The following is a 24,469-nucleotide window of genomic DNA, read 5'->3' on the forward strand; positions in this document are numbered from 1 at the left end:
AATTTGTGTTGTGTCTTTTTGGTGTTACAAATTTGCGAAGAATTGTGAAGGATTTCAACGGATAAGTGAACATAAATATAACGGTGTTGGGTTATTTTTTTTGACGAATCAAACGTTCATCCTTCGTATTTTTATTAGTCCTTATTTGTTATCAGAATATCATTCAAGAAAATTATAGAAATTGGCTGATTAGTGCCACTGTTTGAGCGCTATAGCGTTTTGTAGCACTTTACATTAGGTGTTTATTAAGCAAACGTTTGCGTTAAGAAAAATAAAAATCAAGTATTCTTAATATATAACTTGCATTACCAAATAATAACGAGCCAATATTTTATTTTAGTATTACGAGCAAAAAAACTGTTGAACTAACAGGAAAGAATTAATAAATAAAATAACACCCCCTAACCAGGGTATAACGAACAAACAAGCAAACAAACAAAAACTAATCATTCTGGGTATATATTTTGCCTTAAGAATTAATATTAATCACCCTAAACCACACCCCATGATCAAAAATTTTACTTTTTGTCTTCAGGCATCGCTTTGCCCAAAATCTCAAAAAGAGATAATTTCCTAATTACATTTTAACAATCGAATTTCTTCTTTAAACACTTAAACTTTTAATTAAACTAATAAAATGGTTAAAATTTATACAAGCGTTTGTATTGCCTTGTTTTTATCTGTTTTTGGATCACAGTCTTTATGTGCCCACGGGGCATGGCTTAAAACGGCTAATAGCGGTTATTTTGTTTTTCAGCAGGATACCACTAAAGCTAAAAAAGATTCATCCGCTTATTCCATTAAAACCGATACAATTGGCCAAATGGTTAGAGCACTACAGAAATTTAAAACAGTACGTGATACGATTAACATCCGTTCCTCAACACCTGTTCCGAATTTATCATTACAGCAAATTATTAAAGGTAATTTAGCTGGAGTTTACGTACAGGAGCCAAATGGCGAACCTGGTACTGAGCAAAGTATTATTGTGCAAGGTACATCGGGTCTATTATTTAATAAGAAAGACATTTACGCTCTACAGCCGGCAATCTACTTAAATGGAGTGCCTTTGGTTGCCGATAATCCTTTTGCATTTGATGTGCAGAAATATGATTACAACAGGATAGGCCCTGCAACCAATTTATTGGCGCAGATAGATATTAATAATATACAGTCTATAACTGTAATTAAAGATCCTTTCGAATTGGCTAAACTGGGACCAAATGCAGCTAATGGCGCTATATACATTACCACTAAAAATGCAAGAGGAGGACTAAGAGATATTAGTTTAAACTCTTATTTTGGTTATGTAACTGCGCCACAGGTAAATACCATTAATGGTGTTTATGAAAACAATTTTAGAAGCCAATTTTATAAAAAATATAATCCAACAGGTAGCCCAGCTTCTTATTTGAGGGATTCGACGAATGTGGCTTACTTTGGGCCATCAAACTGGACGGATTTATATTATCAAAATACCCCAACTTTTTCTGCTGATTTGGGTATAACAGGTGGATCGGAAAGAGCGAATTTCAGATTTTTTGGTTCAGGTACCAAAAGTGCCGGAAATGCAGATGATACCGATATTAACAGGTATAATTTATTCTTTGGAATAAACATGGCACCTTTTAAATGGCTTACTGTATCAAGTACAGTTAATACTGCCCGTTTAGATCGTACCAGGAACAAAAGTTTACGCGATCGCTTTGCCGAAACGCGTTATATCCCCGATTTGAGCAGTCCGCTTTCTCCAAATGCTGATTCGTATGCCTCCTATTTAACCGAAAATGGCCGGAATGTAGATAATAATCGTTCAACAGTATTGAACGGAAGTTTATCGTTAACTGCGAAAGTGAACAAGTTTATCATTACAAGTACAGGGCTGTTCAATTATAATGAAGGTATTCGCGATTATTTTATTCCATCTTCATTATTGGCAGGGGTAAGTTATATATCTAATTACTTTGGTTATAGTCAGCGGGTTTCGCTCAACAATAGTATTAGCTATAAATATGAGATCAACAAAAAGAATACAGTTGATTTTGAAGTCGGACAGAGCTTACAGGGCGATACCTATAAATACAATTACGCCAGGGCATATAATGGGCCAAATGACTATGTAAAGTTATCTTTTGTTGATGCAAGACAAACCATTGGTGGTGTTGATAATCCGGATTATTTAAATGTGCTGGCTAAGAATGATTTTTATGTTTTCAGGTATATTGATAAAGAACGTAATAATTTAATGTCGTTTTATGGTTCCGCTAAATATGCTTATAAAAACTTATTAACGCTAAGTGCCCTGGTTAGAAGGGATGGTACCTCTAACGGTCAGCCAGATAGCCGTTGGGTAACAACACCAGCTTTTAACGCTAACTTCAACCTTAAAGAGCAGTTCTTAAAAAATAATAAAGGAATAGATGCTTTACACGTAAGTGCTTCATGGGGCAGAACGCTAAGAATTTTCCAGGATGACCGCTTTGCTGCCGGTCCGCAATACCGTTCAGAAAACGGATGGGAAGAAGAGCCAACTATACCAGGCTATGGTGGTTTGCTAGGCATTAACCGTCCTTATAACAGTGGTTTTATTGGCTATAATATTAGCTTACCTTTTGCTGATAGAACCAGCATAACTTTAGATGCCTCTTTTTTAAACAGTCGTTTAAATACTGCTGTTACTGTATATAACCGTAACGATAAAAACAATGTTGTTGGTTTACCTGTAGCTGTAGAAACCGGATATTCTACCGAGTACAAATCGGGTATGGATATTAATAATAAGGGTATTGAGCTATTGGTAAACGGATCGGTTATAGAAAGGCAAAATGGCTTAAACTGGAGTACAGGCCTAAACCTGAGTTACAATAAAAATAAGCTATCAGCTTTACCACAAGGCTTAAATGAATTAATTTATCAGAATGATAATAAACTTCAGGTAGGTAAATCGGTTGGCAGCTATTGGTTGTATACCAACGAAGGTATTTACAATACTGATGGAGAAGTACCTGCGGGTAGAACCTTTAACGGTATTCCATTGAAAGCTGGTGATCCAAGATGGGTTGATTACAATGGCGACAACAAGATTGATAGTAAAGACAAAGTATTAACCGGTGACAGATTACCGAAGTTTGTAGGTGGCTGGAACAATACGCTGGCATATAAAAATTTCGATTTAAACTTCAATTTTATTTTTGCAGCGGGTCAGAAAGCCATCAACCAGTACGAGGCAACACGTTATGGCTTTGTTAATCGTGAGGCTGGTAACGATATCAATTCGGTTAAAGAAGTGTCGTCTTGGCAATCTTTTGATAACCAGAAAAATTATCCAATATATAATCCTTGGAGTCCTGTAGATGCCTATCGTACCGATCAGGATTTGTTTTTAGAAAGCGCTTCTTATGTTAAATTAAGATCAGTTACCCTTGGTTACGATTTTAGTAAAGCGGGTTTCTTTAAAAAGGCAGGTGGAAAATTGAGAAGAGCATATTTATATGCAACTGCATTAAATGTATTTACGTTAACCGACTTTTCGGGTGTTGATCCTGAACTGATCAATTACAATGGTATTTACGATGGTGCAAATATCACTATCCCAAGAACATTTGTTGTTGGCTTCAAACTGGAATTATAAAATATGACTATTATTAATATGAAATATTCTAATTATAAAATTAGTATCTGCCATAAAATTACGCTTGCTTTTGTATTAAGCTTAATTTGTATTGGCAATTTCTCCTGTAAGAAGATTGATGATACACAATCAGTAAGATTAGCTACAGAAGAAAGCAACTGGAAAACTTTAGAAGATGCAAGGGCAAATTTACTTTCTGTATATGGCTTATTGCGCTCTGCTACAGTTTCTGATAATACACATTGGTTGATGGGCGATTTGCGCCAGGGAGATTTTGCGATAACGAACAGGGCAGATTTAAAATCTATTGTTTCGGGGCAGTTAAATGCACAATATCCTGTAATTAACCGTATTACCAACTGGCGCAGGTTTTATGCAGCTATTAATGCAGCGAGTATATTTATCGAGCGTTCGAAAGAAATAGTTGGTAAAGATCCACGCTATACGCAAATAAACAATAACGTAGATGTTGCTCAGGCAAAAATGCTAAGAGGCTTTGCCTATTTTTATATGGTAAGAATTTGGGGGGATGTACCTTTGCTAACCTCTTCTCATGATGGTGATTTTGTAAAATTACCAAGAACAAATAAAGAGAAAGTATTGCAATTCGCAACTGCTGAGGTATTGGCTGCAGCACAGGTTGTTCCTTTCAGGTATGGTGGTACCGATCCGATATTACCTGGCTTGTATTATGGTGGAAACTGGCCAACATGGAATGGTATTATCTTTACCAGATTATCAGCCTATATTATTTTAGCGCATATTGCTGCTTGGCAGGGTAATTACCTTGATGCTGCAAATTATTCAAAATTTGTGCTCGATAATCAATCAACTCAATATTACGTTGATGGTGCTAATCCTTTAGATTATATCGATATGGATGCCCTTACCAATAACGTCAACTACTATAGCCCGTTCGCTTTTAAACGTGCTACTTTAATGGTAGGCTTCCCTTTTGAGGCGGGTAATGGTTTATCTACAGCAAATGGACATATCGAACAGCTTACTTTGGCTGCTCCATTTATTCCGAAAGAGACACCAGAAATGTTTGTACCAAAGGATAGTATTTTAAAAATATTTACAGATCCGCAGGATTTAAGATTTGGTGTGATAGGTAACTCTGGATATTACAGAACCAACTACTTTACAAACTTTGCATCCGAACAACCCATCTTTAGTAAAATTAAAGTAGTAGGTACACAGGCAGAAACTCAGGGTAATTTTACATTTTATAGTTCTTCGATGGTATTTAGCCGCTTAGAAGAAATTACTTTACTCAGGGCTGAGGCATGTGCCGTACTTGGGCAACGTACCGAAGCTATTAATGCCTTAAACAGAGCAGCAAATTTAAGAGGACCTATTGTATACGATCCGGCATCGGGTAAGGATTTAATAGATGCCATTTTCGAAGAACGGAGAAGAGAGTTGATGGGTGAGGGTTGGAGATGGTATGATATCGTGAGATATAACAGGATTAAAAATTCTAATGGCACATTTATTAAGAAAAATGGTACGCCACTTACTTTTAAACAGTTCGAGAATGCTGGTGGTATTTACTGGCCTGTTTCTCCTGATGTAATCAACGCTAATTCATCGGTTACTCAAAATCCATACTGGCAATAACTATTAAGAAGATCATGAAAAAGAAATTATATAAGAGAAGCTTATTATTGCTGTTAGTGGTAATGGGCATTTATTTAAGTGCTTGCAAGAAAAGCGATTCGACTTATTACGATTATACCAATACGGTACAAACGTTTAAAGGCTCGGCGCTGGACTATTTAAAATCGAAGCCTAATACTTTTGATTCACTTTTACTGGTATTAGATCGTTTTCCATTTGTAAAAGATTCTTTGACCAACCAAAAGATAACGCTGTTTGCACCTGTAAACGAAAATTTTGCAGCATCGGTAAAATATTTAAACCAAGCCAGAAAGGCAGCAGGGAAAGCACCAATTTATTTAAGCACTGCTGATCCGGATCAACTGTTGTATATGCTTTCTAAGTACATTATTAGGGGTAACAGAACAACCACCGCATATATCAATAGTGTTGATGGCATTGCGCTAAATACTATAGGCATTAACTACCCTATGCATATTAAAGCAGTAAGATCAAATGCTTCAGGATATGTAGGTGGTGGCGCTATAACACTCGAATACAGTGATATGTATGGTTCAACTATTAAACTGGCTTGGATAACAACAAAAACAAATGCCGTTAATATCCAGGCTGATAATGCTACTATTAATATTTTGAGTCCGTTACACAATTTCGGATTTGATGAATTTACAGCCAGATTATTTCAATAGCCTTATGAAGATGAAAACTAATAAATACATTCTTAGTATGGGTATCATGCTATCAAGCCTGATGTTTCTGCTAACATCGTGTAAGAAAAATTTACCTGATAATAGACTATCTATAGCTAGTGATAGTCAGTATACCCAGTACCTTTATCAGCCTACTTTAGGCAGAAATACATTATTTACCAACAATTTTACCTATGGCAACTCTAGCAGGCCTTTAGATTTTAAAATTGTGAACATGCGTACTTTTGGCGGTGAGCCTGCTCCCGAGTTAACCAAACTTTATCCGGTAAAAGTATGGAAAACTGCTTATGATGGAACGGAGAAATCGCTTGCTGAGATTGAAGCCAAGCGTGTAATTGAGAACCATCCGCTTTTCGAGGTGCGTCCGCACTCTGGCGAATTTTTAATGTGGGCAGAAGCCAATTCCAATATGATTAAAGCCCAGCCAGACTCTGGTTATGTTTTCGATGTTGAAATGTCGAATACTGGTGGTCGAAAATATTTTCAGAATATGCGCCTTACGCCACTTCGCGAGCGTCCATATGAACCTTCACCTCTTGATCCGATAACTGGTCAGGGAACCTCTACTTCTGTAAGTCCATCAGGTGTATTTATCACTGGTGTTAAAACCAATCAGTTTTTATCATCAAGTGATGTACGGGTTACTTTCAATAAACTGCCAAAAGGTTTGCCAGGTTATTCAGGCCATAGTATTAGTTTCAAATTTGTCGATACACTAGCACAAACCATCGATCCAAATAAGTTTGCGCTAACTGATTGGGGGAATCTTGTACATGGCTTTAATATGGTAAAAGATGCCAATAAAGTAAAATTTGATATCGCCTATCCAATTCCTTTAACGGCGTATCCTACAAAATATACGACAACAGATGGCGGTGCTGCAAGGGTCGTATTCAGGTTCGACAGACAGGCCTTTGGTGCCGTACTGCTACACTGTTATGTCGCATTAAATTTTAAGATTTATGAAGAGGGCGATTGGGAAATTATCTTCCAGTTTAAGAATGATAAACCAAAATTTGATAACGACTGATGAAACTAACTAAATCAAAACAAAATATATTTCCAATGAAGTATTTTTACAGTATAGTAATTTTATTGATTTTTGGTTTGCACAATCTGGCCTTCGCACAACAGCAAATTGCGGTTACAGGTACGGTTTATGATGGAGAATCAAAAAAGAAAGAAACCATGCCTGGCGTAAGCATCTTAAGTGCTGGCAAGGTTTTAGGTCAAACCGATGGAGAAGGCCGCTTTAGGGTAACTGTTGCTTCTAATGCAGAAATTACTTTTAAATACCTAAGTTATGTCACACAAACCATCAAGGTAAATAACCGAACAGTAATTAATTTAACATTACAGGGCGATAATGCTACGCTTAAAGAAGTAACTGTTACCGCGGGATATCAGACAAAAACAAGAACCCTAACAACAGGCTCTACAGTAACCATTTCAGGTAAAGATATCCAGGGGCAGCCGGCAAGTGATGTAATGTCACTTTTACAAGGTAAAGTTGCTGGTTTGAACATTCAGAATAGTACGGGTGCACCAGGTTTCAGGGGCTCTATTACCTTACGGGGTATTTCGAACATCAATGTTTCAGGTTCAGGAAGTTCTAGTTTCTTAACACCTACTTCACCATTATTTGTAATCGATGGCGTACCTGTAGATGATAATACCAATTATTCTTATGGTTTCCAGCAGGCAGGACCAGGTGTATCGCCAATTTCTCAGATTCCGCCCGAGGATATAGAAGATATTACTACCTTGAAAGATGCTGCAGCAACTGCATTGTACGGATCGAGAGGTGCTTATGGGGTAATTTTGGTTACCACCAAACGTGGTAGCTCAAAAGTGCCTGTAGTTCGTTACACTGGTGCCTCATTTTTCTCTTTGGTACCTCAGTTACGTACCGTAATTGGTGGTAAGGGAGAAAGGTTGTTACGTATTTCGCAGATTTTGCAGAATGATAGTACTTATAACCATGCAATAGATTTAATCAACTCTTCACCAATTCTGGCTGATAGTTTAAATGCATACTTTAATAACTCTACCGACTGGCAATCTTTCTTTTACAGAAATACATTTAACCAAAGCCATAACGTGAATATATCAGGCGGGGATGTGGCTTTCAACTATAAAGTGGGCTTAGGTGCTTTTGATGAGACTGGTATACAAGAGAATACGGGATATTCAAGATATAATTTGAATATGAATATGCAATATAACCCAACTCCGAAGTTTAAATTGGTTGGACAGTTACAGAACTCGATCCAAAAAGTACAAACGGGGAGTGGTAATGGTTTATTAAATAGTGGTTTAGCAACTACAGGTACGGCATCAACATTACTGCCTTCACCATCGCTCTATTCATCACAAAGTGGTGTTTTGGCACAGCTTGAAACGGATAATGACAATAAATCATTGCAAACTTTTGCAACTATTAATGCCGAATACGAAGTTTTTAGAAATTTCAGAATCGCAACCTTCTTAAACTATACCAATAACTCTAATACAAAGGATAATTTTTCGCCAGCGGCGTTAAATGGTAACCAATCTCAATATTATACTTATAACGATCGAGCTACCAAATTATATAACCGTAACCAGTTTTCTTATGTTTATGGCCTAAAAGATGCAGCCGGAGAAGATTCACATACCTTCAATTTGTTTGCATTTACCGAGATCAATTCGAGCTTTTTTAAGGCTGATGCGATTCTGAACCAAAAAGGAGTAAACGATCAGTTAAGAGGACCTTTAACTAACATGACTGATTATCTAACCTCATTGGGTGGTACTATTGATTATAGGGATGATAGAAGTATAGCCTTCGCAGGTGCATTTTCTTATAACTATAGGCAAAAATATGTTTTAGACCTTAACTATCGTTTAGATGCAAACTCTGCTAACGGAGAAAATGCCCGTTATATTGCCAACCCATCAATAGCCTTAAAATGGAACTTTAACAAGGAGAAGTTTATGGAAAACGTTAAGTGGGTTGATTATGCTGATATTCGTTTAAGTTATGGTTCCAATATTCAGCCGGTAGGAGGTGTTTTCGATGCCTATGGTAAATATGCTGGAGGCCCGCGTTATAACAACAGCAATTCTATACTTTTAGACCTGGAAAGGTTGCCTAATTTAGATTTGCAGCCAACTAAAGCTACTACTTATAATGCCGGTGTTGATTTTAGCTTGTTTCAAAACCGCTTTTCATTAAATTTTGATACCTATTATAAACAAAACGATAATATCTTCAGGTATAAAAATATCTCAGGCACCAATTCATTCTCAACCATTGCTTCAAATGAGATTAGTAACGTAAATTACGGTTGGGAATTCCAGGCAACTGCCCGTCCATTAAATCCGAGCAGCCCTTTTAAATGGACAATATCAGGGAACTTTGCCATAAACAGAGAAGTTTTAGCTCAACTGCCAGATGGTTTAAGAGATTTAATTTATTATGATAGAGATTTAGGACAGGATATTTATTACCGTTTAGGTACCAACTCACTTTCTAACTACCTATATAATACCAAAGGTGTATATTCTACCAATGCACAGGTACCTGTTGATCCGAATACAGGTTTACCTTATCGTGTGGGTGGTACTGGCCGATTAAATTATTTTAGGGCAGGAGATCCTATTTTTACCGATTTAGATGGTAACTATGTACTGGATGGTAACGATAGGGTAATTGCAGGTAACTCGCAACCACAAGTTACAGGTGGATTTTATTCTTACCTGCAATGGAAGAACTGGAGCGTAGAGATTAATACCTCTTTTACCTTAGTTCGTGATATTATTAATAACCCGTTAGCTAAGCAATTCCAAAACTTCAGTTCTCCGGCATACAACAATCCGCTTAAGTCGGGTAGCTTGGTGCCTTTAAGTGAACTTAACTACTGGCGTACACCTGGTGATATAGCCACTTACGGAAACCCTTTAGACTTTGTACGTGCGGGCATTATCGATCCATACAGACTTAATCAAACAGTATTCCAGGAAGACGGTTCATACTTTAAACTAAACTCCATAAAAGTATATTATATCTTTAATAAGAGCTTTACCAGTAAATTCGGTATGAATAGGGTAAGCATCAATGCTACTGCTGCCAACCTTGGTTTTATTACGCGTTATACTGGTCCTAATCCTGAAAATGTAACCAGTTTAGGTAGAGATGATTCGGGAGGTTACCCATCTCCAAGACAGTTTACTTTAGGTTTAAACATTGAGTTTTAAAATTTTAAGAAAATGAAAAATATTAAATATATAATCCTGTTTGCCGCATTGGTTTTTACCACCGCAGGGTGTAAAAAGTTTCTCAATGTAACACCGATTGAAGCTCAGTCAGGCAATAATTTTTGGAAAACCCGCGAAGAGGTAGAAGGATTTACAAATGGCATTTATGCCCGGTTAAGATCAAAAGTAGCCGGTACACCACAATTTTTTAATGGTGATGATCGTGCCTTTTTCCCGGCATTAGAAATTCGGGGTAATAGTATAAATGTATTGAGTATAGATGGCGATGGAGCCAATACCTTTAACGCCTTAATTGGAAACAATATGAAGTTTATTGTTTCCAGAGGTAACCGTTATGATAATTTGATGAAAAAAATTATGAGCTGGAAAGAGTGGTACGATGTAATCGCTGCATCAAACATCATGTATTTCGAAATCGATAAGGTGCCATCTTCTAGCTTGCAGGATGCAGACAGAAGGAGGTATAAAGCAGAAGCGGTATTTTTACGTAACCTGAGTTATATGTTTATCTGCAAGTTATTTGGTGATGCAGTTTATTATACAGAAGCTTATCACAGTACACCACTAGCAAGAACCCCTCAGGTAGAAGTAATGAAAAAATGCATAGCAGATATGACAGCTGCTAAAGCTGATTTGCCTACCACTTATAACGATGTTTCTTCAAATGGTTTTAGACCTACCAAAGCAACTGCAGTTGCCTTGTTAATGCATTTAAATATGTGGGCTGCAGCATGGGATAATGAGAATAAAACAAAATATTACGAAGCTGTAAAAACATTGGCAACAGAATTGGATACCTATACCAATTATAAGCTTTTACCAATTACTTCAGAAAATACGCTGAAAATTTTTAAAGGACGGAGTTCGGAAAATTTATTTGGCATATTACAAGATTTTAACTACGGCGAAGGCTTTTCTTTACCTGCAGGTTTCTCTTATTATTTCTCACATTATCCTTACCGTGGTACAGTAACTAAAACGGCAAGTTCTATGGCTTATAATAAAGATTATATCAGTAAGCTTTACCCTGCAGGTATTCCTGATGCCAGGTTAACCAACTGGTTCGAAAACTATGATTCAGGAACAGGTACTTTCCAGTTTAAAAAATTTGCAAATATTTATACAACGGGATCTGGTTCTGCTATATCAGTTACGAGCGACGATAGTGCTATCATTTTCAGATTGCCTGATTGTTATTTATTAACTGCTGAAGCACTTGCCGAACTTGGCGATGAAGGTGGAGCAAGAGATTTTACCAATAGGGTAAGAGAGGCCGCGGCTGCACCTCCAATCGTGTTAAGCGGACAAGATTTGAAAGACGAAATATATAGAGAAAGATGCAGGGAGCTGATTGGCGAGGGGCAGTTCTTTTTCGATCTGGTAAGAACAAAGCGGGTTGTAAATTCTGATTTTACTAAATCACCTATTTCAGTTGCTAACCTAAATGCAGGTGCATGGACCTGGCCTTTAACCATTAGTGCTGATGAGCGTAGTGCAAACCCATATTTAATTGGTAATAATTTTTGGAATTAATAGGATGATGCAACTATCAGTAAACAAATTTATACCTGCTGGTAGCTTCATTAGCTTTTAAAATATAAGACAATGAAAAATAAAGATAAGACGCTATTATTTTCCCTAATCTGTATGCTATTGGCATTAGCCAGTTGTAAGAAATACTATCAGGAAACTGGGGTTCATGATGCAAAATATAATGGAAACATACTCCAGTATATGGAAGAAAAAAAACCATTCTTCGATTCTACTCTAACTGTTATTAAACTAGCAGGTATGGCTGATGTGGTTAGCAAAGAAAATATCACATTTTTTGCTCCGCCAAGTGGCTCTATTTATAAATCAATTAAACAATTAAACGTATATTTAAGGGTACAGGGTAAAGATACGGTATCTAAACTTTCACAAATCAAACCTTTGGTATGGAAGAATATACTTTCTCAGTATATCTTTAAAGGCGCGAGCCGCTTGAAAGATTATCCACAGCGCGATACATTATCTTATCTGGCTTATCCAGGCCAGGGTTATGCCTCTTATGGGAACAGGATTATGAATATTGGTGTAATTTTTAACGATGCTGTAGTCTACAATGCTGCGGGAGCAGAAATATCAAGAGTTTCCTATGCAGGCTATCGCCAGTTATACCTGGCTTATATCCCTGATTTATCGAACCCACAGGTGTCATTGATTAATATTCCGGTAGCAACTTCTGATATACAGCCTACAAACGGTGTTTTACATGTGTTAACCAAGAGTAAACACAATTTTGGCTTTAATACATACACGTTTATCGAACAGGCCATATCGGCAGGTATAGATCCGGCAACGCCATAGTTTAATATTTCACTCGTAAATTGAATAAAAATGTTAAATAACATAAAATATAAATTTAAGGCCCATTTGTTTTTGGCAATATGCCTGACAGCAACTTTTGTTTCCTGCAAAAAACAGAATGGTCTAACAGAAGATCCTTACGCCGGGGGTAAAAAACCTTTGGATATTACTTTCGTTACTAAAACTATCGAACCAGATGTGGTAAATGCGGGCGAGGTGTTAAGCGTAAAGGTAAAAGGATTGAATAAGTATATCAACGATTTTAAAGTATACGTAAATGAAGTTGAAGCCGAGGTGGTTACAGGATCAACTAACGATAGCACATTAACCTTTAAGGTTCCAATTACTGCCAGTACAGGTAGTATGTGGATTACCTCACAAGGACAAAGCTTTTTTGGCCCATTGGTTAAAGTGGGGGGTAAGGTAAGTGTAGATCCTACATGGAAGGTAATTAATGGCGCAACAAATAGTACGGGTATGAGCACTGTGTATGATATAGAGGGCTTAGCAAACGGTAACTACTTTGTAGGTGGAGCCTTTAATAATTTCGAATTAAAAGGTACAGAGAAAGTGCCAATAGGAGGTATTGCTCAAATAACCGGAGATGGGGCTTATACCACAAGTGGAGTCGCTTTTGGTAAAGCAGCTGGTGGTGCTGGCAAGTACATTAATTCGATTACAAGAATTGCAACAGGTAGCCAGGCTGGTAAATTTATTATTGGTGGTAGTTTTACCTCTTTTAATTCTACACGCCCGAACCGTCAAACGTTAAATAATGTGGCAAGGTTAAATACCACTGGATCATTGGATAGTTTGGTGCTTACCAATGTTATTAATCCAAAACCACAGGAAATTTATAAAAATGGTGATACTGTCAGTGCATTTAATGCCGGTGTAGATGGGCCAGTTAGGAAAACATTCGTTTTTGGCGAGCAAGTTTACCTTGTTGGTAGTTTTAATAATTATAAACGAATGTATCTGCCAAACTCTAGTTACGATGAAAAGGTTTACGATTTAACCAGAATGCGCCAAATGGTCAGGGTAAATATGGATGGTACGATGGATTCGACCTTTCATTATAACAAATCTACACGCCAGAGTGCTGTAGGTGCAAATGGGGTAATTTTAGATGCTATGATGCAGGCCGATGGAAAATTGATCCTGGCGGGTACTTTTACCACATTTAATGGTGTACAGGCCAATAGAATTGTGAGGTTAAACTTAGATGGCAGTGTAGATAACAGCTTTAGTGTAGGGGCAGCGGCAAATGGAGATATTTACTCGATCAGATACAATGCTAATACCGATAAAATTGTAATCGCAGGCACATTTACCAGCTTTAACGGAAAAGCATCTGCTGGTGTTAACTTACTAAATGCAAATGGTTCTAACGTTACTACGTTTAATCCGCTTCCAATAACAGGGGGCATAGCTACTTTCGTAGGGCAGCTTAATAACGGTAAAATAATTGTTAGCGGTTCTTTTAACAAATACGGCGATTATTTACGGCAAGGATTTATGGTATTAGAAAGCAATGGACAATTGGCTGTTGGTTATAATAATACAGGAGGTTTTCAAGGTACAGTTTACGATATGCTCGAAACTTCAATCAGTACTGGTTCGCAAGTAATTTTGGTAGGAGATATTTTGCGCTTCAACACCTTTTTACCACGCAACTTATTACGCCTAACTTTTTCTAATTGATCAATATAGTTTCAAACATAATGAATATGAAAAAAGGATTTACATTAACTATTGCCCTAAAATGCTTTGGCTTAGCTTCGGTATTTGGGCTTATCCTTATGGCTACCGGGTGTAATAAGGATTTTGAAAATACATTGCCACAAACTTTTAAAAATGATACTGCAGGGCTGGGTGCCGGTAAAAAGGTGCTTTACATTGTTTTAGATGGCGTAACTGGAGCAGCAATTAAAACACTTGCACCTGCCAATATTGCAACTATCAATGCTAAAGCATTATATACTTTTGATGGACTTGCTGATGATAAGCGAAATGTTATTACGAATGCAGCCGGATGGACTAATATGTTTACGGGCTACGATTATACTAAAAGTAATGTAACTACGGAGGATTTTGCCGGACTTAATTTGGCAACTACGCCTACAATTTTTACACGTATTAAGAGCTCATTAAGTTCATCAAGAACTGTTTCAATTGCATCAACTCCACTTTTTAACGATAAGCTGGCTGGCGATGCAACCATAAAACAGAACGTATCTGATGATGCTGCAGTAAAGGCTGGAGTAGTAGCAGAGCTAAGCACAAATAATCCAACCATGGTGGTAGCACAATTTCATAGTGCTGATGTTGCAGGTGCAGCCAATGGCTATACTGCAAGTACGCCTGCTTATGCAACTGCTATTCAAACTATTGATGGGTATATTGGCGAAATTTTAACAGCATTAAAAGCTAGAAAAGGATATTCTGGCGAAAACTGGTTAATCGTTGTCGCTTCTAACAAAGGTGGTGGTGTATCAGGCGGTGGTGCAGGTTCTAATATTTACAACGATCCTTCTAGAAATACCTATGTAGCATTTTATAACCCAAGATTTTCAAAAACATTGGTTAATCAACCAGATCCAAGTTCTTATCCTTTTACAGGTTCGGCACTTCGCCTAACTTCAACTGTAGCAAACAATGGGGTGGCAGTACTTTCTGATGCCAATATTGGTGATTTTGGTACCACTGGTGATTATACTTTTGTGTTAAAAATTAAGAGCACTGCAAGTGGCGCTAGTAACTATGCCCATTTTTGCGGTAACATGAGTAACTATACTGCCAGAGAAGGGTTAAACAGTACAGGCTGGGATTTAATGACCTGGGGCGATTCTTATTACTTAAGTTTTGCAGGTGGTTATACCATTTCGGCCGGTGCAGTAATTAGAGATGGTAAATGGCACACACTTGCTTTTAAGTTATTTAATGAAGGAGCTGTACGTTATGTGTCTTTATTTCAGGATGGCAAAAAACTTACCAGCGTAGATATTACCGGTAAAAACTTAACTAACCCTGCTGCCCTACACATGGGGGCCGGAAAAGCAACAGTTGCAACGGATGGTACTGATTTATGGTTTAGGGATATGGCTATTTATAATATTGCCATGACCGATGCCGATCTGATCGCCAATATGAAAAAGGAGATTTCATTTACAGCGCCTAACCCTGATAAACTATTGGGATGGTGGCCATCAAACGAAGGTACTGGTCTGGTATTAAAAGATCTTTCAGCAGCGAAAAAAGACTTTGCAGTAACCGGAAGTGCAAGCTGGGCATATTTTCTTGAAGTTTCGCCTGTTGTAGGTGGTAATATTACCGATCTGGCCTTTAAAAATGTTCCAAATGGTATTGATATTCCAGTATTAATTTACAACTGGCTAAATATAGCTGTACCGCAACAATGGGGCTTAATGGGTAATTTGTTTACCCCAACAATAGTATTACCAACTAATTAACTTAAAAATTGATAAAATGAAAATTAATCAGTTAACTAAAATATTTGGCCTATCTCTTTTAGTGGCATTTACAGCCTGTAAAAAGTATGGCTACGAGGTACCAGACGGCTATCCAGATGATTCACAGAATGTGGCAGAAGGAACTGTTGATACCAATATGAAAGTAATAGATAAGTCTATGTATGCTAAGGCCAGGGTATTCCCTGGTTTGGTAGATCAATCAGAGCCTAGGGTTAAAGACGCCCAGTTTACTTTGGATCTTAACTTTACCGATCAAACTGCACAGAATTTAAGAATTTCGGTTGCACCTTCTCCACAATATAGTACAGGTTATTATGCCGCTCCTGGCGAACTCATTAAATTGGTAGTTCCTGCAGGAGTAGAGGGATTAACTGTACAAATAGGGGCACATACCGATAACCTTGGAGGTAAATCTCCATTGTTGCGCGATCCGGTAATTTACAACAGAAAGCTATTGGTTGCAGGAGTTAATTATATACGCAACTTGTATGGTGGGCATATATATATATTGGCTTCTTTTGCCTATGCTAATCCTGTTACTTTTAGTATTAGCGGTGCCGTAGTATCTCCTGATTTTATCTTGGGCCAGAGTGTTGATGCGGATTGGGTTGCTAAAGTAAAAGCCTCGCAAGTACCTTGGTTAGAATTAAGGGCTAAACGGGTTATTTTTACAATTCCGAGAGATAAGGTTATCGCTACATTTAATTCTGTAGAGCCTTTTACCAATCCATCCTTAGCCTTGACTAAATGGAATGATGTATTCGATTTAGATTATAACGCCTGGATGGGTTTATCAGATAATGCTCCTGATATCAGAGACCGTAGTCCGCAAAGTCAATGGCGCGGTGTATTAGATATCCAGTTAACTAATGGTTATGGCCATAATGGATTTCCTTTTGTTGGTACTAATGATAGTGAGTGGTTCAGAAGTTTTACAAGTGTGAAAAGCTTGAGCACCAGTGAAGGGCAATGGGGTTCTTACCACGAATTTGGACATAATTGTCAGCAGGGTAGCGTATGGAGCTGGAGCACTTTAGGCGAAACGACTAATAACTTGTTCAGCTTTAAAGTAGCTAATAGAATTGGTGCAAATTATAATATTCTACACCCGGCCGTTTCAAGCGGTTTCCCTAAGGCAATTACTTATGCCAGCGGTAGCGGAGCAAAAAATTTCGATACCGATGCGGCCATGAACGCAGTAGATGAAGCGCCGTTTATGAAAATGACACCTTTTGTACAGATTTTTGAAAAATATGGTTATGGTGCAATGACTTATCTTTATTCAGAAGCCCGCCATGCAGATAGATTAAATTCTAGCGATATTACGAAGCATAATTTTGTGTACGAAAAGCTTTCTGATTATACCAAAACAGATTTGTCTCCGTTTTTTGGCGCATGGGGAATTAGCGTTAGTGATGCAGTAGTGGCAAAGGTTAATGCAAAATACCCACTTTTAAAAACCGCAATATGGACCTATAATCCCTTAAATAAAACTGGTGGTACAGGGACCATTACTTATAATACTACGGTAGTATCAGTTAGTTCCTTTTATACAGGTGACGGAACTGCGGCTGCATTAGTAGACGGTGTTGTAAGTGCTTCTTCTTACTGGCATTCTAACTATGGTACAGCAACACCAACCAATACTGTAGGTTATCCTATCAATATTGTATTAGGTACCGGATCGCCAGTGCCGATTGCAGTTAAAGGTGTAACCTTTGCACAAAGACAAAATAATAGTGGAGGGTATGTAAAAGATGTAGAAATATTTGCCAGTAACGATAATGTAAATTACGTGAGCGTTGGCACTACCACTTTACCACAAAATACCGCAGTTTACAATTTTAATTTCCCGGCCGGTAACATAAGTACAAAGTTTATAAAGGTGGTGATTAAAAGCGGGGTTAATGCTACCTATGCTAACTTATCAGAATGCAATCTAATTAAACCTTAATGGCGCTTATTATGAAAATTAACAATAAAATATATAACATACTTTTAATTTTTTGTGCAGTAGGCTTATTTGGCTACACGGGTTGCAAAAAATACAATAATCCTTCAGCTATTTACGAAGACCTGAAACCGCTCTCTGTTGGTCAGCGTAAGGTATTGGTGATTAGTATTGATGGTTTAACAGGTACCGAACTGCAAACTGTTGCACCAACCAATATTGCAACATTGCAAAAAAACGCTAAGTATTCTTACAATACTTTAAAAACTTCTTCAGATGCTGCCGGATGGGTATCCATGTTAACTGGTACAGGTTTTTCAAAACATCAGATTAGCAACGATAATTTTGAAAGGAGCCAAACCGGGAATAATGCCCATGCACCAATTGTTTCTTATCGTAATGTATTCGATTATGTTACCCAGTATAAATCTGTAAAAACAGCTTTTGTTACGCCATGGGCTAATCTGCGTAGCTATATGCGTAATGCAGACTTTTTGCCTGTAGTATCAACGGATTTAGCTGTTAAAGATAGCACAATCAGTATTCTGAATAACCAGGCAGGCTTAGGTACCATGTTTGTGAATTTTAGAGATGTAGAAGCTGCTGGTGACAATGGTGGTTATGTGGCAACCAATGCCAATTATAAAAATGCAATTGTTAAGGCAGATGAATATGTGGGTAATATTTTAACTGCATTAAAGGCCAGGAAGAATTTTGCAAACGAGGAATGGCTTGTAATCGTGACCAGTAATCATGGCGGTAGTAGCGCAAACCCTACAAATGGCTTTACGCTATTATACAATCCATCTTTTAAACCTTTTGAATTAAAGAAATCGGGTTTTAATACCATAAGATTTAATAATACTTCCGTACTGGCTACCGTGCCAAACGATAACGGACTGTATGATGCAGGTACCGATAAAGATTTTACTGTGCAGATTCAGGTAAAGTTTAATTCGAATACGCGTTATCCAGCATTTTTATCTAAGAGTGTGGGAATAGATGGAACTACGCAAACAGGTTGGTTACTTTTTACTGATAATGCCAATTGGACAGTTTCAGTAGGTGGCACGCAAAATGGTTCTGGTACAGGTAGAACGCAGATTTCTGGAGGTAGCCCATTAGCTGATTTAGCATGGCATACTTTAACTTTCACTGTTAAGCGTGTAAATGCTACTACCCGAACATTAACAACCTATACGGATGGAGTACTTAATAATAGCGGCAATATTAATGGACATAAAAGCTTAACTACAGCAGAACCTTTAAAAATCGGTTTCGTTAAGGTAGACGGAAGTGGTGCAGCAGACTTTTATGCTGCCAATTTGTGCTATTTTAATACTGCTTTGGATGGAACTGTAATTTCGGCAAATAAAGATTTGAAAGATATTACCAAGCATCCTAATTATACAAATCTTATTGGTTTCTGGCCAGTAGATGAAGGAACTGAAGGATCATTATTTAATAAAGCACCTACAGGATACGGAATGGTTTTAGCGGGTCCTTATGTATGGGGAAGTTTAGCCTCACTATATCCTCCAGGAACAACTGCTGAACCTATTACTTCAACATTGTCAATTCCATCAACAGTGAGCGACGTATCTGCATTAACCTTGTATTGGATGAAAATCAATATTCTTCCCGATTTTAGTTTTGATGGTAAACCGTACCTTAAAAACTTTGAATTAGAATTTTTAAAATAAACCCAAGGCATATTCTGATAACAATTTAATTTATGAACGCTCTCAACAAACTCCGTCAGCGAGATGACAATTTATTTACTGTTATTAAGGTTTTGCTGAAAGAGGTTGGTGTTAGTGTGACAGATACTTCTATAAGAGAAAAACTTAATTTCCATCCTGATTTTCCATCTCTGCTTTGCATAAAAGATGTGATAAACGATTTTGGAATTAAAAGCCTGGCTATACAAAGGAATGAAGAATTTAATCTAGAAGATTTCGAAATCCCTTTTATTGCTTCAATTCAAATGGAGGGATGGGAAAAACCTTTTTTTACTTTAATTAATAACATTGAAGAAAATGAAGTGAATTTTTTTCATCCCAGAGAATTGAAATGGGTAAGGATGAATGCAGAAGAGTTTAACAAAATTGAACTTGGAATTATTCTTCTTGTAGAAAAGGGCCAAAACGCTGAAGAAACCAATTATAAACAAAAAAGAAAGGCAGAATTATTAGCTTCTGTTATAAATCGAAGTCCGATATTCCTGCTTATCTTTTTTGCTGTTGCTGGTGTAGTCCTTTCTTATGATGAGCAAAAAGTAAATCTTTACTATTTAGCCTTATGGGGACTCAATTTTACAGGAACCATTGTCTCTGGTATTATCCTGGCGCTGGATATGGAATTAGAAAACCCTTTCTTGAAGGAAATGTGTTCAAGTGGGAAAAAGGTTAACTGTTCTGCTGTATTAAATTCTAAAGGCGCTAAATTTTTAGGCCTCAGCTGGTCGATAATTGGGTTTAGCTATTTCTTTTCTAGCCTTTTTCTACAAATATTTGGGGTGTCAAGCCAGGGATACCTGGGCATATCAGCTGTACTTTCGTTTTTAAGTGTGGCTTACATTTGTTACTCTCTTTACTACCAACTAAAAATTGCTAAACAATGGTGCGCTTTGTGCCTGGTAATTCAGGCTGTTTTATTTGTGCAATTTTTGATCCATCTTTTAAACAACCATGCGTCGTTACTTGAGTTAGCCTCATTGATAGATTATTTTCAATATGGATTAATTTTTACTTCAGTTTTACTCATCACAAACTTTATTGTTCCTACAATCAAGAAAGCCAAAACCGGGCAGCAGTATCAAAAAAAGTGGGTAAAATTAAAATTAAATCGAAATGTATTTTGGACTTCACTGGAACAGCAAAATGCTATACCAAAATTACCAGAAGACTTAGGCATTATAATAGGTAAAAAGGATGCCAGATACGAAATTATTAAAGTATGTAATCCATATTGCAATCCTTGCTCAAAAGCACATCCACATCTCGAGTCTTTGGCAGAGGGTAGTAATGATATTCGATTGAGGATAATATTTACTGCTTACGATCATGAAGCAGATTTACGGGCGGCACCTGTAAGGCATTTCCTGGCAATAGCCGCAACAAGATCTGAAGCTGACTTGAAATTAGCATTAAACGATTGGTACAATGCGCCAATAAAAGATTACGACAAATTCGCGGCGAAACATGTTATTTCTGATGATTTAAAACAGTATGGTAGTAAAATCACAGCAATGCAAGTGTGGTGCGAAAAGATGAAAATTAGGGCAACACCAACGGTTTATGTTAACGGTTACAAACTAACTGAAAATTACCGTATCGATGAACTAACAATGATCTTGGCGAATTAAATAACAGGGTAGAACTGTATTAACGCCAAAACAAAAATAATTTTAAAACAAACCAACATATAAACCTCAGGAAATTAGCACTAATTGAGCGATGATGTACCCAGGCTGTACATACTAGTTCGGTAACTACAACCTAAGCTGTAGACATAAATCATTAATAACGCAACCAGAACGTAAGTTCTTAAATTTTAAATTAAATGAAAAAAATTAGCTTAAGCCAAATTGAATTATCGGGTATGGAACCACTGTCTCGCGAACAATTAAAAAATGTATTGGGTGGCGACGGGCCAACTACTCCAGATCCGGGTGATCCAATAACAACAACTACAACTGTTGGCGAAGATGAAGGTGGGAGCGGTGGCAGTTGCAGAATTCCTACCGATGGACCACACTCACAATACTATGTTGGTACTCAGGCTTATGTAGATGGTAGTTGTGGCCCAGCGCCATGGTCTCCATCGCAATCCATTTGCTATAATTCTACCCACAATATTTATATCTACGGTTGTAACTGGTAATTAAATAAAATCAAATAAGGGTTAGCTTAGGCTAACTCTTTTATATTATGATCTATCTTTCAGCACAACCCGATTCTATTTATTTTATTTGGCAATTAGAAATACAATTGCGAAATTTTAATTCATTAGGTATTCCCAAATCAGCAATTCATGTTTTGGTAGGGGTTGATCCTAAGGTTGGTTTACAAAAGCAGTTTGACGATTTTATTCAATCCTATCAGCATCTCGCTAATTTCTTTATTTATACAGACACAAGAGATAAACGAAAATATACCTCGTCAATAAGGCCACACATTATAAAAAAACATTTCGGAGAGATGGTTTCTCTTCAACACGAAGTTATATTTTATCATGATTCGGATGTTTTGCTAAGTAGGGTGCCGCAAATAGGAAAGTTATACGAAAATGGTGTATGTTATGTTTCGGATACCAGAAGTTATTTAGATAGTGCATACATCATTAAATCAGGTTCAGAAAAATTATTGGAAGAAATGGCCACAATAGTGGGTATTCCTGTTTCTACAATAATTGCCAATGATGAAAATAGCGGTGGTGCGCAGTATATTTTGAAAAATTTGACTTACCAATTTTGGGAAAAGGTAGAGGCCGATTGTGAAGCCTTGTTCGATATAATGAATGGTTTTAACAAACAGTTATGGCTTTCTGATTACCAGAAGCGGAAAAGCTACCGGACTGAAGACCGTGGTATACAGGCATGGTGCGCAGATATGTGGGCTGTTCTGTGGAATTTATGGTATTTTGGAAGCAAGGTTCATATCCATTCAGAATTGGAATTTTCCTGGCCAAATAGCCCTATAGAGAAATGGGAAAAATTAGCTGTTTTTCATTATTCAGGCCATCAACATTATGATGATAGTATTTTTAAAAAAACAAAATACATTAATTTCAAGCCATGGTACGACCAAAAACTCAATAGCATCTCAGAAAAAGTATGTAGTTATAAAATTTTAGATGCCATAGAAGAAATAAGGACAGAATTGGATGAGGGAAGGATTCAGATACCTCAAACTTGTATTGTTCTGGTTGTTGATAAATATCAAAAAAGCAGTTTAGACTGTTTACTCGGATTACAACAATACATTAACAAAAAATTAGAATGTAATATTCATATTATTTTAGAAGACTTTAAGGGTATCCCATTTAATGTTAATGATTTAGGTGGTAATGATAATGAATTTCTAGATTTTGAACGCCTAAGACAAAAACTTAATGATGCGCATTATACTGAAATAATATTTTGGCCAATTCAATACCTGTTGAGTGAAAAAGACCTCCTCAATAATTTAAATATCCTAAAAGCTAATGCAGCAAATTTTAGGTGGGCAACATCATCTGTTGTTAAAAAAATAGATTTAATTTTCACAAAGGCGTTTATAGATATACTGGATGAAGATTTATTAACAATGAACCTTAACAAATTTGAACTTGTTAAAAATCAACCTAAAAGCCTACTCTTCATAAAAAAAGATTTTTTACTTAAAAAATCCCAAGGCTCCCATCACTATGAGGAATTCGTAGCTGGATTAGGCCTCACTACGGACACCCACCAGATAAATAATTCAACACTTTTCATATTAACCAAATAAATAGATGGATAAAAGATTAGATCTTGGTATAAAAAGTGGTCTGGCAAACCAGATATTATGCGGATTTGTTTTAGGCGGAATTTCTGGCGATGAAGGACTGAAGGAGAATTCAGAAAAATTATTAGACCAACTGGGCGAAGAGATGGGTGATTTAACAGATTATACATTTAACACCGGACTGACAGGTATAGGATGGATGATAGAATATTGCATGCAGCAAGGTTTTCTCGATATTAATACCGATGATGTTTTGGAAGATTTGGATGATAACTGTTATAAAAGAACTTTAATTAACCTGAGTAACAAACGCTATGATATTGATGAGTTACTTGGCTTAACAATTTATCATTTAATTAGAAGTAAAAGTAAAAATGTAGGTGCACATTATTACAGGCAATTTATTCATATCGAATGTGTAAAATTATTAGCCAGACACTTAAATAAGTATCTGACAGAAAATTTAAAAAAAATAAAAAATGGCAAGAGTTTATCAATAGATAAGCTGAATGATATCACCAGGGTGATGTTAAAAATCTCTCATTTAGTTGGCCAAACAAAACTCGAAAAAATATTCGAGACAGCATTTTACGCCACAATTGATAATTTCCGATCGTTTTACCAACACCTTTTGTCGGGTAAGTGCTCCGCAAGTGCAGAAATTGCGTTGCATAGACTTATTTGCTTTAATTTACTGATGGTAGTAACACAATATGATCACCCAATGTGGATTACTGAATTTGAAAGTTATTTCAATAGGCTGAGTGAAATTCAAATTAATCTGGACAAAACCTATAATGAGAAGCAACAAGTTTTAGAAGAGATGTTTAACCATTCGAAGATTGCAAATGCCAAGTTACCTTACTGGTTAAATCTCGATAAGGGAAGGGAACTATTGAGTTTCTTTTTGTCTAATTATAGTCTTTTTAAAGTAACACCACATTTTAATTAACCAATAGCTA

Annotated in this window: 15 protein-coding genes; all 15 read left to right on the forward strand. The window is 36.8% G+C overall.

Going from position 1 to position 24,469, the window contains the following annotated elements:
- Positions 1-637 precede the first annotated feature (637 nt).
- The gene (locus CA265_03940; protein ARS38873.1) at positions 638-3,631 is read left to right on the forward strand and encodes a hypothetical protein; all 2,994 of its coding nucleotides are present in this window, start codon (positions 638-640) and stop codon (positions 3,629-3,631) included.
- 3 nt (positions 3,632-3,634) lie between these two features.
- Entirely contained in the window at positions 3,635-5,254 is a 1,620-nt protein-coding gene (locus tag CA265_03945; protein ARS38874.1) for a hypothetical protein, read from the forward strand.
- 14 nt (positions 5,255-5,268) lie between these two features.
- Positions 5,269-5,943, forward strand: coding sequence for a hypothetical protein (locus CA265_03950; protein ARS38875.1), 675 nt, complete (start codon positions 5,269-5,271; stop codon positions 5,941-5,943).
- Positions 5,915-6,994 (forward strand): hypothetical protein, encoded by a 1,080-nt coding sequence (locus CA265_03955; protein ARS38876.1) that lies wholly within the window; start codon positions 5,915-5,917, stop codon positions 6,992-6,994. Before CA265_03950 ends, CA265_03955 begins: the two co-directional genes overlap by 29 nt.
- A complete protein-coding gene (locus CA265_03960; GenBank protein ID ARS38877.1) occupies positions 6,994-10,203 on the forward strand; it encodes a hypothetical protein in 3,210 nt (1,069 codons plus the stop codon). Before CA265_03955 ends, CA265_03960 begins: the two co-directional genes overlap by 1 nt.
- 12 nt (positions 10,204-10,215) lie before the next feature.
- On the forward strand, positions 10,216-11,757 hold the full coding sequence (locus CA265_03965; protein ARS38878.1) for a hypothetical protein: 1,542 nt from the start codon (positions 10,216-10,218) through the stop codon (positions 11,755-11,757).
- Positions 11,758-11,829: 72 nt separating this feature from the next.
- The gene (locus CA265_03970; GenBank protein ID ARS38879.1) at positions 11,830-12,573 is read left to right on the forward strand and encodes a hypothetical protein; all 744 of its coding nucleotides are present in this window, start codon (positions 11,830-11,832) and stop codon (positions 12,571-12,573) included.
- A gap of 30 nt (positions 12,574-12,603) precedes the next feature.
- A complete protein-coding gene (locus CA265_03975; protein ID ARS38880.1) occupies positions 12,604-14,277 on the forward strand; it encodes a hypothetical protein in 1,674 nt (557 codons plus the stop codon).
- Between the two features lie 20 nt (positions 14,278-14,297).
- A complete protein-coding gene (locus CA265_03980; protein ARS38881.1) occupies positions 14,298-16,046 on the forward strand; it encodes a hypothetical protein in 1,749 nt (582 codons plus the stop codon).
- A gap of 16 nt (positions 16,047-16,062) precedes the next feature.
- Positions 16,063-18,021 (forward strand): hypothetical protein, encoded by a 1,959-nt coding sequence (locus tag CA265_03985; protein ARS38882.1) that lies wholly within the window; start codon positions 16,063-16,065, stop codon positions 18,019-18,021.
- Positions 18,021-19,721 (forward strand): hypothetical protein, encoded by a 1,701-nt coding sequence (locus CA265_03990; protein ARS38883.1) that lies wholly within the window; start codon positions 18,021-18,023, stop codon positions 19,719-19,721. Before CA265_03985 ends, CA265_03990 begins: the two co-directional genes overlap by 1 nt.
- A gap of 32 nt (positions 19,722-19,753) precedes the next feature.
- Positions 19,754-21,385, forward strand: coding sequence for a hypothetical protein (locus CA265_03995; GenBank protein ARS38884.1), 1,632 nt, complete (start codon positions 19,754-19,756; stop codon positions 21,383-21,385).
- 197 nt (positions 21,386-21,582) lie between these two features.
- A complete protein-coding gene (locus CA265_04000; protein ID ARS38885.1) occupies positions 21,583-21,903 on the forward strand; it encodes a hypothetical protein in 321 nt (106 codons plus the stop codon).
- 47 nt (positions 21,904-21,950) lie between these two features.
- Positions 21,951-23,510 carry a hypothetical protein gene (locus tag CA265_04005; protein ARS38886.1) on the forward strand — a complete coding sequence of 520 codons (1,560 nt, stop codon included), beginning with the start codon at positions 21,951-21,953 and terminating at the stop codon, positions 23,508-23,510.
- A 4-nt stretch (positions 23,511-23,514) separates the two neighbouring features.
- Complete coding sequence (locus CA265_04010) at positions 23,515-24,459, forward strand: hypothetical protein (GenBank protein ID ARS38887.1); 945 nt, start codon at positions 23,515-23,517, stop codon at positions 24,457-24,459.
- Positions 24,460-24,469: the final 10 nt, after the last annotated feature.

It is taken from the genome of Sphingobacteriaceae bacterium GW460-11-11-14-LB5, assembly GCA_002151545.1.
Classification (GTDB): domain Bacteria; phylum Bacteroidota; class Bacteroidia; order Sphingobacteriales; family Sphingobacteriaceae; genus Pedobacter.

Bases quoted from the DNA above. Each gene is read 5' to 3' on its own strand.
- CA265_03940 (ARS38873.1), top strand. From the start codon at position 638: ATGGTTAAAATTTATACAAGCGTTTGTATTGCCTTGTTTTTATCTGTT.
- CA265_03945 (ARS38874.1), top strand. From the start codon at position 3,635: ATGACTATTATTAATATGAAATATTCTAATTATAAAATTAGTATCTGC.
- CA265_03950 (ARS38875.1), top strand. From the start codon at position 5,269: ATGAAAAAGAAATTATATAAGAGAAGCTTATTATTGCTGTTAGTGGTA.
- CA265_03955 (ARS38876.1), top strand. From the start codon at position 5,915: ATGAATTTACAGCCAGATTATTTCAATAGCCTTATGAAGATGAAAACT.
- CA265_03960 (ARS38877.1), top strand. From the start codon at position 6,994: ATGAAACTAACTAAATCAAAACAAAATATATTTCCAATGAAGTATTTT.
- CA265_03965 (ARS38878.1), top strand. From the start codon at position 10,216: ATGAAAAATATTAAATATATAATCCTGTTTGCCGCATTGGTTTTTACC.
- CA265_03970 (ARS38879.1), top strand. From the start codon at position 11,830: ATGAAAAATAAAGATAAGACGCTATTATTTTCCCTAATCTGTATGCTA.
- CA265_03975 (ARS38880.1), top strand. From the start codon at position 12,604: ATGTTAAATAACATAAAATATAAATTTAAGGCCCATTTGTTTTTGGCA.
- CA265_03980 (ARS38881.1), top strand. From the start codon at position 14,298: ATGAATATGAAAAAAGGATTTACATTAACTATTGCCCTAAAATGCTTT.
- CA265_03985 (ARS38882.1), top strand. From the start codon at position 16,063: ATGAAAATTAATCAGTTAACTAAAATATTTGGCCTATCTCTTTTAGTG.
- CA265_03990 (ARS38883.1), top strand. From the start codon at position 18,021: ATGGCGCTTATTATGAAAATTAACAATAAAATATATAACATACTTTTA.
- CA265_03995 (ARS38884.1), top strand. From the start codon at position 19,754: ATGAACGCTCTCAACAAACTCCGTCAGCGAGATGACAATTTATTTACT.
- CA265_04000 (ARS38885.1), top strand. From the start codon at position 21,583: ATGAAAAAAATTAGCTTAAGCCAAATTGAATTATCGGGTATGGAACCA.
- CA265_04005 (ARS38886.1), top strand. From the start codon at position 21,951: ATGATCTATCTTTCAGCACAACCCGATTCTATTTATTTTATTTGGCAA.
- CA265_04010 (ARS38887.1), top strand. From the start codon at position 23,515: ATGGATAAAAGATTAGATCTTGGTATAAAAAGTGGTCTGGCAAACCAG.